Here is a 14,741-nt window from a genome sequence, read left to right on the forward strand (position 1 = left end):
CCGACGGCGCGGCCATCCTGGACGCCTGGGTGCTGGACCACGGGCTCGCCTTCGCCGCCTGCGCGGTCACCGAGGCGTCCTCCATCGCGCTCGGCCCGGCGCCGCGGACCGCGACGCCCGGTCCTGACGGCGTCATCCGGCTCGTCGCCTACGCCGGCTCGGGGCACGGTGGATGGCGCGGCGAGATCCGGCGCATGACCTCCGAGGAGCACTTCGGCGTGAACCAGTGGATCGCCGCGGACCCCGTGCTCAAGCGGCTCCGCGCGCTGCTGGCGGCGGCTCCCGACGCCGACTACCGCGACGCCGTCGCGCGGCTGTCGGCCCATCGCGGCGACGACCTGAGGCGCCGCACGGCCGCCTACCTCGTCCCGACCGAGACGGCCTGGGTGGACGAGTCCCTGAACCACCCCTCCAGCGGGCTCCTCGACCAGGAACACGTGGTCTGCTCGCTGTCCAGCGGCGCGCACGTCGGCCGGATCGGCTGGATACCGCCGACTCCCGCCGTGCTCGGGACGCTGCTCGACGGGCTGGGCACGGACGCCGTCCCGCTGCTCGACCAGGCGCTCGGATACCCCGGCAGAAACGCCGACGAGACCCGCCCGATCGTACGGAGGGCGCTCCTGGAGCTCGCCGACGAGCGGATCTTCTCCATCCTGCTCGACCACCTGGGCGACAAGGGCGGGCCCGCCGCCTTGCGAGAGGCGGTCGAACGGCACCCGGTGCACGCGCTCCGGGCGCTGGCGCCGCTCGCCGACAACGGCACGACCCGGGGTCTTCGCGCGGCCGGGCTGCTGCGGGGGCTGCTGTACGCCGAGCCCGGCCTGGCCGAGACGCTGCCCTCCGGGTCCGTCGAGGCGCTTCTGCCGCGCCCGGCCGTCCCCGACTGCGACGACCTCCCGGACGTTCTCGCGGGCCGGCCCGCCCGCAGCGCGAAGGCGGACTGGGCCGACCCGGCGCTGCTTCCGCGGATCCTCACGCGTGGCGGCGACCGCGCCCTGCCCGCGAACGCGACCAGGTGCCTCCTGCACCTGCTCGCCAAGAAGGCCCCCGAGGTCGCGGAGGTCCGCGAGTTCTGCGACCGTCACTCGCTGGCGGAGTTCTCCTGGGCGCTGTTCCAGCACTGGTACGCGTTCGGCTCGCCCACCCGGCACAACTGGGCGCTGGCGCAGCTCGGCCTGATCGGCGACGACACGACGGTGCGGCGGCTCAGCCCGTTGATCAAAATCTGGCCGGGCGAGGGCGGCACCGGCCGGGCCACCGCCGCGCTGGACGTCCTCGCCGGCATCGGCTCCGACGTCGCCCTCACCCACCTGTTCGAGCTGACCCGCCGGGGCAGGTACAAGGGCCTCAAGGCCAAGGCGGTCCAGAAGATCGACGAGATCGCCGCCGCGCGCGGCATCACGCCGGACGAGCTGGCCGACCGTGCCGTCCCCGACTTCGGCCTGGACGACCAGGGCACCCTCGTCCTCGACTACGGCCCGCGCCGCTTCACCGTGACCTTCGACGAGCAGCTCGCGCCGCTGGTCGTGGCGCAGAACGGCAAGGTCCGCAAGAGCGCGCCCAAGCCCGGCCCCAAGGACGATCCGGCCCTGGCTCCGGCCGCGTACGCCCTGTTCACCGGCCTCAAGAAGGACCTGCGGACCATCGCCGACCAGGAGATCAAGCGCCTCGAACTGGCCATGATCACCCGGCGGAGCTGGACGCCGGACGACTTCCACGCCCTGTTCGTCGCCCACCCGCTGCTGGGGCACATCGCCCGCCGGCTGGTGTGGATCACCGACGGCGGCGCGTCGTTCCGCGTCGCCGAGGACGATACCTACGCCGACGTCGGCGACGACCTGTTCACCCCGGCGCCGGACGCCCGCGTCGGCATCGCCCACCCGATCCTGCTGGACGATGACCTCGACGCCTGGGCGGAGCTGTTCGCCGACTACGAGATCCTGCAGCCGTTCGCACAGCTCGGGCGCCCGGTCTACCGGCTCACGGACGACGAGCGCGCCGCGCACCGGCTCGCCCGGGTGGAGGGGCTCGTGCTCTCCTACGGCAAGGCCAGAGGCCATTCCCAGGGACGCTGGGAGTCCGTGGACGCCGACGGAGAGTTCGCGGGCGGGTGGCTCGCCCGGCGCGACCCCGCGGGCCGTTACGTCGTGGCGGACCTGAGCCCCGGCCTCTACCACTACATGTACGGCGAGGGCGAGGACCAGAAGATCAACGCTCTGTGGGCGGGCCCGGCGCCGGCCCACTCGCCGAAGGACACGGTGCCCCTCGGCGAGGTCGATCCGGTCACGATGAGCGAGGCCGTCCACGACCTCGTCCGCAGCGCGTCATAGCGAGAGCCTGTCTCAAAGCGTGGCTTTGAGACAGGCCTCGGGGAGCTATCGGGTGGTGCAGACCCAGGTGATCCAGTGGCCACCGCCCGCGTTGGAGATGGCGTTCTTCTCCGCGGCGCTCCGGCTGGAGCCACGACCGCCCCAGTACCTGTTGGTGTGGGGGTTGTACGCGACGGCGCCGCAGCTGTTGACGAAGCTCACGAGGACCTTGCAGCCGGAGCGGGGGCACTCGTTCAACGCTCGCTTCTCGGCGGCGGACGACGTGCTGTAGTCCCAGGACTTGCCGACGCTGCCATCGCTCGCCACGGCGATGGCTCCCCAGTGCTCCGGGGGCGGCGAGTAGGTGTCCGGCGGTGAGTACGTGTCCGGCGGAGTGTAGTCGGGCGGGGAGGACGGCGAGTCGGGCAGCGACGGCGGGCTGTAAGTGGGCGGCGTCGGTATGTCCGGCAACGTGGGCGCCGCGGCCGCGTGTCGGACCCCCGACGCACCGATGTCGAAGCCCCACCACAGGACGGCGCCACCGCCGAACAGCACCACCACGGCCGCGATGATGATGATGACCGCCGCGTTGTTGTTCGGCCGTCGTGGCGGCCCGGGCGGTCCCGGCGGCCCCCACCCCGGTCCCGGCGGTCCGGGCGGCATCGGCGGTCCGGGCGGTCCCGGCGGAGGCGGTGGCCCGTACGAGGGCGGCTGGCCGCCGTACGGCGGCTGCGGGGGTTGCACGGCGACCCACTCCCCAGATGCGTCAATGTCCGGAAAATCGTAGCGGTTGCCTCATCACTGTGAAGCAGAACTAGGACGCCATTTCCGGCGAATTGGTTCCCAACTATGGGGGCGAAGAATCTCAGTCGGCGGAACGCTCTCCGTGGAGCACTGCCAGGGCGTGCTCCTGCGCCAAAGGCCGCAACACTTCATTCAGTTCGTCGAACAACGCGCCCGCGGTCATTCCGTTCCATCCGGCGGGCAGCAGCGACAGTGGCAGGCCCGGGTCGCGATAGGGCAGCCGCCGCCACAGGGTGAGCATCGGTACGTAGATCTGAAACGCCTCTCGCGCCGTCGTGCCTTCGGCCGACGCCCGATCGAGAATGGGGCGATAGCGCCGCAGGAAGTCCTCGTAGAGCGAGGTGAGCTCGACGAGGTCCCACCACGTGCGGACCTTCGCGGCCAGGTCCCCGTAGGCGAAGTGGTGGCCGGCGAAGATGTCCACGTACGCGGACAGGCCCCGGCGCTCCAGGGTCTGGCGCGTCTCCGCCGCCAGGTTTCCCGGGGCGACCCACACGCCGGGCGCCGCGGTGCCGAAGCCCAGCCGGGTCAGGCTCGACCGCAGCGCGTGCCGCTTCTCCCGTTCGGCCTCGGGCACGTTGAACACGACCACGATCCAGCCGTCCTCGACCGACGCCCGGGTGCGTTCGAAGATGCGCACGTCACCCTCGGCGAGCACCTGCAGTGTCGGGGCGTCGAGGGTGTAGCCGGCGACGCCCGCGCGGCGCTCGCTGTGGAGTACGCCACGGCGCTTCAGACGAGAGATCGAGGACCGTACGGCCTGTCCCTCCACTCCAAGGTCCGCCATCAGCTCCACCACGGACGCGACCGACAGCCAGTTACCCTCGGCGCGGGCGTACAGGCCGAAGATCGTGATGATGAACTGAGCGAGGCGGGTATTTCGGCCGCTCACGGAATCGGAGATCGACTGGAGCTCTGCCGTCATGCCCCGCACCCTACGTCACGCTGCGTCGAGACCACGAAGCGGTGGGCCACGTCTCAGGAGACCGGGACGGACCTGGGGGAGGGCGTCCATCGAAGGTGGACGTCCGGCCCGGGCTCCTCGGCCCGCAGCAGGGAGAGACGCGGCCGTACCGCGTCGGTGCGTGAGGTCGGCGGCTTGCGGCTGCCCGCGCCGAACTGCACCGGCCAGTCCGCCGCGGCACCCTGGTATTCCTGCTCCGCCGCCGCGTGCAGCGTCCAGTGCGGGTCGTAGAGATGGGTGCGCCCGAGGGCGCACAGGTCGGCGCGGCCCGCCAGCAGGATCGAGTTGACGTCGTCATAGGACGCGATGGCGCCGACGGCGATGACCGCCGTGCCGGTGGCCGCCGCGACCTCGTGCCGGATCCGGTCCGCGAAGGGTGTCTGGTACGAGCGGCCGAACGCGGGGCGCTCCTGCTCGGCGACCTGACCGGACGAGACGTCGATCGCGTCCGCCCCGTGGGCGATGAAGGCGCGTGCGATCTCGACCGCGTCGTGCTCGGAGTTGCCGTCCGGCACCCAGTCGGTCGCCGAGATGCGCACGATCATGGGCCGCTCGGCCGGCCAGACGGCGCGAACGGCGTCGAACACCTCAAGCGGGAACCGGAGCCGGTTCTCCAGGGGACCGCCGTACTCGTCGGTGCGGCGGTTCGCGATCGGTGAGAGGAAGGATGAGAGCAGGTAGCCGTGTGCGCAGTGGAGCTCGAGCAGGTCGAACCCCGCCTCGGCACCGCGCCGCGCCGCCGCGACGAAGTCGGCGACGATCCCCTCCAGGTCGGCGCGGGTCACCTCGCGCGGAACCGCCGAGCCGGTGCCGTACGGGATCGGCGACGGGCCGACGACCTCCCAGTTGCCCTCCGGCAGCGGGTCGTCCATCCCCTCCCACATGAGCCGGGTGGAACCCTTCCGGCCCGAGTGGCCGAGCTGGAGGCCGATGCGCGCGGTGCTCCGCTCGTGGACGAACGACACGATCCTCGCCCACGAATCGCGCTGCCCGTCGGTCCACAGACCCGTGCAGCCCGGCGTGATGCGGGCCTCGGGCGAAACGCAGACCATCTCCGTCATCACCAGCCCGGCACCGCCCATCGCCTTGGCGCCGAGGTGGACGAGGTGAAAGTCGCCGGGCACGCCGTCCACGGCGGAGTACATGTCCATCGGGGACACGATGATCCGGTTCTTCAGCTCCAGCCGGCCGAGCCGGAAGGGCTGGAACATCGCCGGCGTGGTGCTCTCCAGCCCCTGCGCCGCGGCGAACGCGCCGTCCACGCGGTCGGCGAACTCCGGGTCGCGGGTCCGCAGGTTGTCGTAGGTGATGCGGCGTGACCGGGTGAGCAGGTTGAAGCAGAACTGCGTCGGCTCCTGGCGGACGTACATGCCGATGTTCTCGAACCACTCCAGCGAGGCCTGGGCGGCGCGCTGGGTGGACTCGACGACCGGGCGCCGCTCGGCCTCATAGGCCGCCAGCGCCGGCTCGACCTCCCGGTGCTCGTGCAGGCAGGCGGCGAGGGCGAGACCGTCCTCCATCGCCAGCTTCGTCCCCGACCCGATCGAGAAGTGCGCGGTGTGCGCGGCGTCGCCGAGGAGGACCACGTTCCCGTGGTGCCACCGCTCGTTCCGTACGGTGACGAACTCGAGCCACTTGGAGTTGTTGGCGAACAGCCGGTGGCCCGCGAGTTCTTCGCCGAAGATCTCACCGATTCGCGCGATGGCCCGTTCGTCGGAGGCGCCCGGCGGGAACTCGACTGCCTCGGTGGCGTCGAAGCCGGCCCGGCGCCAGACGTCCTCGTGCATCTCCACGATGAAGGTCGAGCCGGTCTCGGAGTAGGGATAGCCGTGGACCTGCATGGTCCCCCACTCCGTCTCCTTGATGAAGAACTGGAACGCCTCGAAGACCAGGTCCGTGCCCAGCCACATGTACTTGCTGAGCCGCCGGTCCAGCGCCGGGCGGAACACCTCCGCGTGGGCCGCCCGGATCGGGGAGTTGACGCCGTCGGCCCCGACCACCAGGTCATGCGACGCGCGGAGGGCGTCGACGTCGGGGGCGGGCGTCGAGAAGTGAACGACGACCCCGAGCGCGCGGCAGCGTTCCCGCAGCAGGTCGAGCAGCTCCCGGCGGCCCATCGCGGCGAAGCCCTGGCCGCCGACGGTGTGGGTCTCTCCGCGGAAGTGGATGTCGATGTCGGTCCATCGGGCGCACCGGCGCGCCATGGCCTCGGCGAAGCCGAGGTCGGCGTTCTCGATGCCGCGATGAGTCTCGTCGGAGAACACCACGCCGAAGCCGAAGGTGTCGTCGGGCGCGTTGCGCTCCCAGACGGTGATGTCGTGGGCCGGGTCGAGCTGCTTCATGAGGGCGGCGAAGTAGAGGCCGCCGGGGCCACCACCGGCGATCGCGACCTTCATGGGAGCTCCTCTCATTGGGTGGTGGCAGGCGCCTCGGCGGCCTGCTCGGCCTCGACGAGCCCGCGCAGCGCGAAGTGCTGGAGCTTGCCGCTGGCGTTGCGGGGCAGGGAGTCGCAGAACCGCACGTCGCGTGGGTACTTGTACGGCGCCAGCAGTCGCTTGACGTGGTCTTGGATCTCTCTCGCCTTGGCCGCGTCACCGGTCACGCCGTCGCGGAGAACGACGAAGGCGCAGACGACCGAGCCCCGCTCGGCGTCGGGGCGGCCGATGACGGCGGACTCCAGCACGTCGGGGTGCGTGTCGATGGCGGTCTCGACCTCGGGCCCGCCGATGTTGTAGCCCGACGAGACGATCATGTTGTCGCTGCGGGAGTGGTAGTAGAAGTAGCCGTCCTCGTCCCTGGAGAAGATGTCGCCGGTGACGTTCCAGCCGTTCACGACGTACGCCTCCTGGCGCTCGTCGTCCAGGTAGCGGCAGCCGACCGGGCCGATCACTCCCAGCCGCCCCGGCTCTCCCGGTCCGAGTTCGGCGCCGTCGGGGCCCAGAATGGTGGCGCGAAAGCCCGGCACCGGCTTTCCGGTGGCGCCGGAACGGATGTCGTCGCCGGCGGCCGAGATGAAGATGTGCAGCATCTCGGTTGCGCCGATGCCGTCGATGACCCTCAGGCCCAGGCCGTCCCGCAGCCGCTCCCAGACGCTGCGGGGCAGGTGTTCGCCGGCCGACACCCCGGCCCGCAGCCCGGCGAGCCGATGCTCCTCCCCCGCACGCAGGATCGCCCGGTACGCGGTGGGTGCGGTGGCCAGGACGGTGACCCCCTCCCGTTCGACGAGCCCCGCCAGCTGGAGCGGGGTCGCGGCCTCGGTCAGGAGAACGCAGGCGCCGGCCCGCAGCGGAAAGACGGCGAGCATGCCGAGGCCGAAGGTGAAGGCGAGGGGCGCCGTGCAGGCGAAGAGGTCATCCGCGGTCGGCTTCAACACATGGCGGGCGAAGGTGTTGTCGATGGACAGCAGGTCCCGGTGGAAATGCATGGTGATCTTCGGGACGCCGGTGCTGCCCGAGGTCGGCCCGAGGAGCGCCACGTCGTCGGCGGAGGTCGCCACGTCGGTGAACTCGCCGGACTTCGTCGCGGTGTGCGCGAGGAGATCGTCGCGACCGGCGCCGCCGTACTCCATGACTCTCAGCGACGGCAGTACGGTGTCGCGGACGATGTGGGCGTCCTCGGCGAAGCGGTGGTCGACCAGCGCGATCGAGGGGCGTGTCCGTTCGGCGATCGGGGCGATCTCGCGGGCGTGCAGGGCGGCCATGGTGGTCACGACGACGCCGCCGGCCTTGAGCACGCCGAGCCAGGCCGCGACCGTCCACGGGTTGTTGGGCGAGCGGAGCATGACGCGCTGTCCGGGCAGCAGGCCGAGGTCCTCCGTCAGCACCTGGGCGACCTGGTTGGCCCGGGTTCGAAGCTCCCCGTAGGACCAGGTCCGACCGCCCGGCGTGCGCAGTGCCGGGCGGTCGGCCCCGAAGGTCGCGGTGGAGACGTCGATGAGTTCGGTGGCGGCGTTGAGCCGCTCCGGGTAGCGCAGGTCCGGCGTGGTGAACTCGATCGTCGGCCACAGGTGTGCCGAAGGCAGATGGTCGCGCGCGAAAGTGTCCAGATGCGCTGAGGTGGAGGAAAGCAACGGAGTCCCTTCCGGTAGCCGCCGACGGGCGTCACGGATCAGGTGAGGCGGATCATGCCCTCCTGGACGACCGTGGCCAGGTGGCGGCGGTCGGGGGTGAAGAAGCGGCCGAGGCCCACGCCGCGGCCCGACTCGGCGGCGACGGCTTCCTGCGCGTAGAGGAGCCAGCCCTCGACCGGCCCGGGACGGTGGAACCAGATGGCGTGATCGAGACTGGCGGTGACCAGCTCCGGCTGGGCCCAGGCCAGATCGAGCACCCGCAGGACGGGCTCGAGGATCGTGTAGTCGCAGACGTAGGCGAGCGCGACCTGGTCCCGCTGGGCGTCGGTCAGCCCTCGCACCGGCCGGAGCGGGTCGAAGGGCTTCACCCACACGGCCTGGTGCGGCACCCGCTCCCCCTCGACCCCGAGGTAGACCGGACCGGGCACATGCCGCATGTCGAAGCTCCGGCCGCCGGACCAGTACGCCTTCGATCGCTCGGTCATCGAGCCGCCGTCGCGCCCCGCCAGATACGCCGCGGAGCTCGGCAGGTCCCCGGGATCGGGGACGGCCTCGGCGAGCTCGGCCCGGAAGGCACCGCCCGGCTCCCCCGCCGCGAAGCCGGCCAGGCACACGTAGATCGGCTTACCGTTCTGGTAGCCGCGCACCTGGCGGGTGCTGTAACCGCGGCCGTTCCTCAGCAGTTCCACCTCGTACCGCACCGTCGCCCCGATGTCGGCGGGCCGCAGGAAGTAGCTGTGCATCGAGTGCAGCGTCTTGCCGTCGGTCACCGACCGCATGGCCGCCGCGGCGGCCTGGGCGACCAGATCTCCGCCGTACGCCTTGGGCCACGGGCAGGGCTGCGTGACGGCGGTGAACGCCAGGTCGAAATGCTCGGGCGTCTCCTGCGCCAGCGTGACGGCGGAGGTGAAGATCTCCGAGGTCGCGAAGGTCTCGGTCGTCATCGGTCCAGCCAGTCGCGCAGGTCCGCGTCCGCGACGTCGGACAGGTTGACCACGATGTTCTCCGGCGTCCGGGCGGTCATCCAGGTCAGCGGCTTGACGCGCGAGAGGTTGCACTCGATGTGCGGCATGAACGGCGGGACGAAGACCCAGTCGCCTTCCTCCATGTCGACGTAGTCCTCGAACTTCTCGCCGAAGTAGATGCGCGCCCGGCCCGACAGGACGTAGCCGCCGGTCTCGGCCTCGCCGTGGTGGTGGGTGACCGAGCGGTAGCCGGGTTCGTTGCTGACCTTGCCGAACCAGAGCCTGGTGGCCGGAGTGTGCTGGATGCTGACCCCCGAGATCCGGACCGCTCCGCCCGAGTCGGCCGCGTTGGCGTCCTCACCACCGCCGCGCGTCACGACCGGAGCGACGAGACCGCTGGGCAGCCGATACATCGAGTTGTCGCCCTCAAGCCGATATCTGCTGAGGTCAGGCTCCATGATCCGCTCCGTTCTGGTCGTGGCCGGTCCGGCGGGCATGATTTCGTTGTATCTCGTGTTTTTAACGACCGTCAAGTAATCTCTATACAGATCTCGCAAGCCGAACAGGAGGCCCGATGACTCCCGTCGCCGTGAACCCGGCCGCGCTCCCGTCCCCTCGCGGTTACTCGCACGGGACCCTCGTGGGGAACACGCTCCACCTCGGCGGGCAGACCGCTCTGGACGCCGAGATGAAGATCGTTCCGGGCGGCATCGTCGAGCAGTTCCGGCAGGCGTTCGGCAACCTGCTGACCACGCTGCGCGAGGCGGGAGGCGAGCCGGAAGACCTGGTCAGCGTGACCCTCTACCTCACCGACATCCCCGGCTACCAGGCCCGCGGGAAGGAGATCGGCCAGGTCTGGCGCGAGCTCGCCGGCCCGGTGTACCCGGCCATGGCCGGCATCGGCTGCACCGCCCTCTGGCAGCCCGAGGCGATGATCGAGATTCTCGGGGTGGCCGTCATCCCCGAACACCGGCTCCGTACGCCGGGCGGATGAAGGCGGGTGGTCAGCGGAGCGCGTCGCGAATGGTGTCGCGCAGCCAGCGCTGCGCCGGGTCGGCATCGAGCCGTACGTGCCAGAACAGCCGGACCTGGAGCTCCGGCAGGGCCGCGGGGATGGGGAACCAGCGGACGCCGAGGGCTCGGCCGTACTGCTCGGCGAGGCGCTGCGGGATGAGCCCGACGTAGCGGCTCGACGCGACCAGGAGCGCGGCGACGGCGAAGGTGGGCACGACTGCGGCGACGTGGCGCTGGAGACCCTCGGCGTCGAGCGCGTCGTCGAGTGGTCCGCGAGCACGCCCCCGGCGGGAGGCCGAGACGTGGGGATGCCGGCACAGCTGCGTCAGCGTCGGCCGGCGGTGGCGGCCCAGCGGACTGTCGGCGCGGGCGATGCCGACCAGTCGTTCGCGGTACAGCACGGCGGTGCGGATGTCGGGAGCCGTGGCGTCACCGACACCGATGTCCAGATCGATCGAGCCGTCGCGGAGGGCCTCGATGCTCTCGCTGCCCTCCGCGACGAAGCGCAGCGTCACGCCCGGCGCGGCCGCGGCCGTGGCCTCGACCGCCGCCGTCGCCAGGGTCGCGGCCACGCCGTCGTTGATGCGGATCGTGAACGTGCGCTTGAGCTCGGCGACCGTGACCTCGCGGTCGGCGCTGATCAGGGCCGACGCCTCATCGAGCAGTGACCGCACCCGCGGGGCGGTGCGCAGCGCGAACGGTGTCGGGGCCATCCCCCGACCGGCACGCACCAGGATCGGGTCGTCCATCGCCCGCCGCAGCCGGCCCAGCGCCCGGCTGGTCGCCGGGATGGACAGGTGAAGACGCTCGGCCGCCGCCGTGACGCTGCCGTCCTGAAGGAGCGCGTCGAACACGCGTAGCAGGTTGAGGTCGAGGTGCTCGGGCATGGTTGCATGCTACGCAATCACCTGTTGCGAAAGTTGCGTGGCGCGAAGGGCACCGGCGTTCCTAACGTCGTCGTCATGCCACAGAAAGTCCTGATTCGCGATCACGCTCCGACGCCGCGGCGACCATCGCGGCCGGCCGCACGGCGCGGCCTGGTGGCGCTCATGTGCGCCTGCGTCGTACTCGTCGTCGGGATGGTCGCCGCGATCAACCTCGCCGTCCCCATGCTCGCCGCGAGCGCGCTGCACCCGTCCGCGTCGGCGCTGGTCTGGATCGTCGACACCTACGTGATCTTCTTTGCCTGCCTGGTGATCCCCGGCGGGGCCGCGGGCGACCGCTTCGGGCGCAAGGGTGTCCTGCTCGCCGGCCTGGTGCTCTTCGCGGTGGGCGCGCTGGTGTCGGCGGCCGCATCGAACGTGCCCCTTCTTCTCCTCAGCCGGGCGATCACGGGTGTCGGCGCCGCCGCCGTGTTGCCCAACACGCTCGCCGTCCTCCTGCACGCCGTGCCCGCCGAACGCAAGGGCGCGACGATCGCGACCTGGGCCTCGATGACGGGCATCGGCGGAGTCGCCGGCAACGTCGGCGGCGGGGCGATCCTGTCGAGCGGATCATGGCGTTGGCTGTTCGCCGCCGCCGTGCCGATCTCGCTGGTCCTCGCCGCGCTCACCGGACGTGTCGCCCCGGTGTCGCCGCGCCATGACCGCCGCCTCGACCCGCTCGGCGCGGTGTTGCTCGTCGGCGCGTCGGTCGCGCTGCTGCTCGGCATCGTCCAGGGCCCGGAGGCGGGCTGGGGCAGCACGGTCGTCGTCGCCGGATTCGTCTGCTCCGCCGTGCTGTTCGCGGTGTGGACGCTCGTCGAGTTGAAAGTCCGGCACCCGCTCCTCGATCCCCGGCTGTTCCGCGTCGCGGGCCTGCGCAGCGCCTGCCTCGGCATGACGGCGATCTTCTTCGGCATGTTCGCGCTGTTCTACGTCAACGCGTCGTTCCTGCAGTACGGCAAGGGGTTCGGCGTTCTGCGGACGGGTCTTGGGATCATCCCGCTGACCGTCCCGATCATCCTCGGCGCACGGCATGTCGGACGCCTGTCACGGCGCATCGGCCTCGATGCCACCATCGCCCTCGCGTTCGTGTTCGTCGGCTGCGGGCTGCTCGGGCTGTCCGCGAGCGGCGCGCGGACGCCGTACGCCGGATATGCCGCGTGGCTCATCGTGACCGGAGTGGGTGTGACGCTGGCGCTGCCGACGCTTTCGGGCTCCATCGCCGGTTCGCTGCCGCCGGCCCAGGCCGGGGTCGGGGCCGGGTTGCAGGCCACCACCCGCGAGTTCGGCAGCGCGCTCGGCGTCGCCGTCATCGGCACGGTGCTCACCGCGCGGTTCGTCTCCGCGCTTCCTCCGGACATCCGCGCCGACCGCCATCCGCACACCGTGGCCCAGGCTCTCGCGGCGACCACGCCCGGCCGCGCCCACGACGTCGTCACGGCGTTCGTCTCGGGCGCGGACTCCGGGCTGCGGGCGATCGGCGTCGCCGTGCTCGTCCTCGGCGGGCTCGTCGTGCTGCAGTCCCTGCTGTCCCGACGCGCCCGGCCCGAGTGACCCATACCTCCGGCGGCCCGCTCGGGTCGTCGCCAGGACCAGTCCGCGGCAGACCGTCACGGACCCCCATGAAGGAGTATCGACGTGCACGTATTCGTCACCGGAGCGACCGGCTGGATCGGCTCGGCCGTCGTCGACCAGTTGCTCGACGCCGGGCACGAGGTCACCGGCCTCGCCCGCTCGGACGCCTCCGCCGCCGCGCTCAAGGCCAAGGGCGCCCGGGTGCGGCGCGGCGACCTCGACGACCTCGACGGCATCCGCGCCGGGGCCGCCGGCGCCGAGGCCGTCGTCCACCTCGCCAACAAGCACGACTTCGCCAACCCGGTCGTGACCAACCAGGCCGAGCGGGGCGCCGTACAGGCCATCGGCGACGAGCTCTCGGGCTCTCACCGGCCGTTCGTTCTCGCCTCCGGCCTGGCCTCCCTCGCCTCCGGCCGCGCGGCCACCGAGCAGGACCGGTCCCCGTTCCACGGCATCGACTCCCTGCGCGGCGGCAGCGAGAACCTCGCGCTCGAATTCGCGGAACTCGGCGTCGGCACGGTCGTCACGAGGTTCGCCCCCACCGTGCACGGCGACGGCGACGGCGACGGCGACCATGGATTCATGGCCGGGTTGGTGGCGACGGCTCGCGCCAAGGGGGTCTCGGGCTACATCGAGGACGGGACCAACCGCTGGGCGGCGATCCACCGCGGCGACGCCGGACGCGTCGTGCGGCTCGCCCTCGACGAGAAGGTCCCGGCCGGCACCGTCCTGCACGCCACCGCCGAGACCGGCGTCCCGACCCGCGACATCGCCGAGGCCGTCGGGCGCGGGCTCGGCCTGCCCGTCGTCTCCGTCCCCGCCGACCGGGCCGGCGAGCACTTCGGCTGGCTGACCAGGTTCTACGGAGCAGATATGGCCGCGAGCAGCGACGCCACCCGCGCCCTGCTCGGCTGGGCACCCGGCGGCCCCACCTTGATCGAGGACCTCGACGGCGGCTGCTACCACCGCTGACCGACCGGCGATCCGGTTCACGTCGCAGCGGTGACGTGAACCGGGCGGGTGCCACGGCGTACGGCCGGACCTTCGCCGGGGAGGTTGCCCGTCGACGGCACCGTCCGGTCCGCCGCGAACCGGGTCAGGCCGTGGCCCGCATGTACTTGCGCGCCCACTCCTCGAAGCCGGTGAGCGAGAGGCCGAGGCTCCTCGCGTACTCCGGACGGGCCGGCTGGCCGACCGCGTTCAGCCACTCATGCGAGGCGCCCATCCCGGGCATTCCAGCGGCGAAGGCCTCCTCCTCGGTCATGTCCGGCGCGGGCAGCCGCGTGCCCAGGACGCGGGAGAGAATCTCGGCGATCTCCGTCATCGACAGGTAGTCGCTCGCCAGCTCCAACTCGACCCCGTCGAACCGCTCCGGCGCGGCGATGGCCGCGGCGGCCGCCCCGCCGATGTCGTCCACCGCGGCCAGGGACAGCCGGGTCTCGGGTCTCACGACGCTCACCAGACCGCCCTCGACGCCGCGCGGGAACAAGAACGCCATGGACGGGAGGAAGTTCTCCATGAAGAAGCCCGGCTTGAGGAGCGTCCAGTGCGGGAAACCGGCCTCGCGGACCCGGTCCTGAATCGTGCTCTTGGCGCCCAGGGTGGCCTCCATCGAAGCCCAGCGTCCCTCGGCCCAGCCGGGAGCCTCGCTGTGCCGGCCGGCTCCGCTGACGGACGTGTGCACGAACTGCGGCACTCCGGCGGCCTTCGCGCCCTCGACGAGGTTGACGCCCTGGGTCACCTCCCCGTCGAAGTCGACGGCGTCCCCGCTCATCGCGGGCATCTGCACGGAGAAGACGGCACGGGTGCCCTCTGCGGCCCGGACCACGGAGTCGCGGTCGTGGAGATCGCCGGTGACCAGTTCGGCGCCGAGTGCCTCGACGGCCCTGGCCGCGGCCGTGTCCGGGTCGCGTACCAGGGCGCGTACGGGAACGCCCGCCGCGCGTAGGGCGCGGGCGGTGGCCCCGCCCTGCCTGCCGGTGGCGCCGGTGACCAGGACGGGTGCGGATTCTGTGGACATGGTGCTCCTCGGGTGTCCCGAACTAAACGGCGGGGCCCGCCGTTTACTCCGCGCTACGATATGGCGGGGCCCGCCACTTATCAACCCTGGAGGTGACG

12 protein-coding genes are annotated in these 14,741 nt (G+C 71.7%); 4 read left to right on the forward strand and 8 right to left on the reverse strand.

The genetic code is table 11. From position 1 onward, the window contains the following. Nucleotides 1–2,330: DUF4132 domain-containing protein (locus ACFFNX_RS03190; protein ID WP_378194767.1), on the forward strand; the 2,330-nt coding region annotated here is incomplete at its 5' end. Nucleotides 2,331–2,375: 45 nt separating this feature from the next. Here the strand turns inward: ACFFNX_RS03190 and ACFFNX_RS03195 are convergent. The 6 genes from ACFFNX_RS03195 to ACFFNX_RS03220 form a co-directional block, all read right to left on the reverse strand. Next, entirely contained in the window at nt 2,376–3,053 is a 678-nt protein-coding gene (locus tag ACFFNX_RS03195) for a DUF4189 domain-containing protein (RefSeq protein WP_378194770.1), read from the reverse strand. Between the two features lie 121 nt (nt 3,054–3,174). Further along, the gene (locus ACFFNX_RS03200) at nt 3,175–4,038 is read right to left on the reverse strand and encodes a PaaX family transcriptional regulator (RefSeq protein WP_378194773.1); all 864 of its coding nucleotides are present in this window, start codon (nt 4,036–4,038) and stop codon (nt 3,175–3,177) included. Between the two features lie 53 nt (nt 4,039–4,091). Next, entirely contained in the window at nt 4,092–6,473 is a 2,382-nt protein-coding gene (locus ACFFNX_RS03205; protein WP_378194776.1) for a bifunctional salicylyl-CoA 5-hydroxylase/oxidoreductase, read from the reverse strand. 11 nt (nt 6,474–6,484) lie between these two features. Next, nucleotides 6,485–8,146, reverse strand: a complete 1,662-nt coding sequence (locus ACFFNX_RS03210; protein WP_378194779.1) for an AMP-binding protein — start codon at nt 8,144–8,146, stop codon at nt 6,485–6,487. Nucleotides 8,147–8,184: 38 nt separating this feature from the next. Next, the gene (locus tag ACFFNX_RS03215) at nt 8,185–9,090 is read right to left on the reverse strand and encodes an acyl-CoA thioesterase (RefSeq protein WP_378194782.1); all 906 of its coding nucleotides are present in this window, start codon (nt 9,088–9,090) and stop codon (nt 8,185–8,187) included. Beyond that, the gene (locus ACFFNX_RS03220) at nt 9,087–9,569 is read right to left on the reverse strand and encodes a cupin domain-containing protein (protein WP_378194785.1); all 483 of its coding nucleotides are present in this window, start codon (nt 9,567–9,569) and stop codon (nt 9,087–9,089) included. Before ACFFNX_RS03220 ends, ACFFNX_RS03215 begins: the two co-directional genes overlap by 4 nt. Nucleotides 9,570–9,685: 116 nt before the next feature. On the opposite strand from ACFFNX_RS03220, the gene ACFFNX_RS03225 reads away from it, so the two are divergent. Beyond that, a complete protein-coding gene (locus ACFFNX_RS03225; protein WP_378194788.1) occupies nt 9,686–10,105 on the forward strand; it encodes a RidA family protein in 420 nt (139 codons plus the stop codon). A gap of 10 nt (nt 10,106–10,115) precedes the next feature. Here ACFFNX_RS03225 and ACFFNX_RS03230 read toward each other — a convergent pair whose 3' ends face one another. Next, a complete protein-coding gene (locus ACFFNX_RS03230; protein WP_378194791.1) occupies nt 10,116–11,012 on the reverse strand; it encodes a LysR family transcriptional regulator in 897 nt (298 codons plus the stop codon). Between the two features lie 75 nt (nt 11,013–11,087). On the opposite strand from ACFFNX_RS03230, the gene ACFFNX_RS03235 reads away from it, so the two are divergent. Then, complete coding sequence (locus ACFFNX_RS03235) at nt 11,088–12,602, forward strand: MFS transporter (RefSeq protein WP_378194794.1); 1,515 nt, start codon at nt 11,088–11,090, stop codon at nt 12,600–12,602. 84 nt (nt 12,603–12,686) lie between these two features. Further along, complete coding sequence (locus ACFFNX_RS03240; RefSeq protein ID WP_378194797.1) at nt 12,687–13,595, forward strand: NAD-dependent epimerase/dehydratase family protein; 909 nt, start codon at nt 12,687–12,689, stop codon at nt 13,593–13,595. 124 nt (nt 13,596–13,719) lie between these two features. On the opposite strand, the gene ACFFNX_RS03245 is transcribed toward ACFFNX_RS03240, so the two are convergent. Then, nucleotides 13,720–14,643, reverse strand: a complete 924-nt coding sequence (locus tag ACFFNX_RS03245; protein WP_378194800.1) for an NmrA family NAD(P)-binding protein — start codon at nt 14,641–14,643, stop codon at nt 13,720–13,722. Between the last annotated feature and the right edge of the window lie 98 nt (nt 14,644–14,741).

Source organism: Actinoallomurus acaciae (genome assembly GCF_042429965.1).
Classification (GTDB): Bacteria; Actinomycetota; Actinomycetes; order Streptosporangiales; family Streptosporangiaceae; genus Actinoallomurus; species Actinoallomurus acaciae.

What these genes read in the sequence shown, in the direction of transcription:
- ACFFNX_RS03200 (WP_378194773.1), bottom strand. Translation starts at nt 4,038, where the DNA reads ATGACGGCAGAGCTCCAGTCGATCTCCGATTCCGTGAGCGGCCGAAAT.
- ACFFNX_RS03205 (WP_378194776.1), bottom strand. Translation starts at nt 6,473, where the DNA reads ATGAAGGTCGCGATCGCCGGTGGTGGCCCCGGCGGCCTCTACTTCGCC.
- ACFFNX_RS03215 (WP_378194782.1), bottom strand. Translation starts at nt 9,090, where the DNA reads ATGACGACCGAGACCTTCGCGACCTCGGAGATCTTCACCTCCGCCGTC.
- ACFFNX_RS03220 (WP_378194785.1), bottom strand. Translation starts at nt 9,569, where the DNA reads ATGGAGCCTGACCTCAGCAGATATCGGCTTGAGGGCGACAACTCGATG.
- ACFFNX_RS03225 (WP_378194788.1), top strand. Translation starts at nt 9,686, where the DNA reads ATGACTCCCGTCGCCGTGAACCCGGCCGCGCTCCCGTCCCCTCGCGGT.
- ACFFNX_RS03230 (WP_378194791.1), bottom strand. Translation starts at nt 11,012, where the DNA reads ATGCCCGAGCACCTCGACCTCAACCTGCTACGCGTGTTCGACGCGCTC.
- ACFFNX_RS03235 (WP_378194794.1), top strand. Translation starts at nt 11,088, where the DNA reads ATGCCACAGAAAGTCCTGATTCGCGATCACGCTCCGACGCCGCGGCGA.
- ACFFNX_RS03245 (WP_378194800.1), bottom strand. Translation starts at nt 14,643, where the DNA reads ATGTCCACAGAATCCGCACCCGTCCTGGTCACCGGCGCCACCGGCAGG.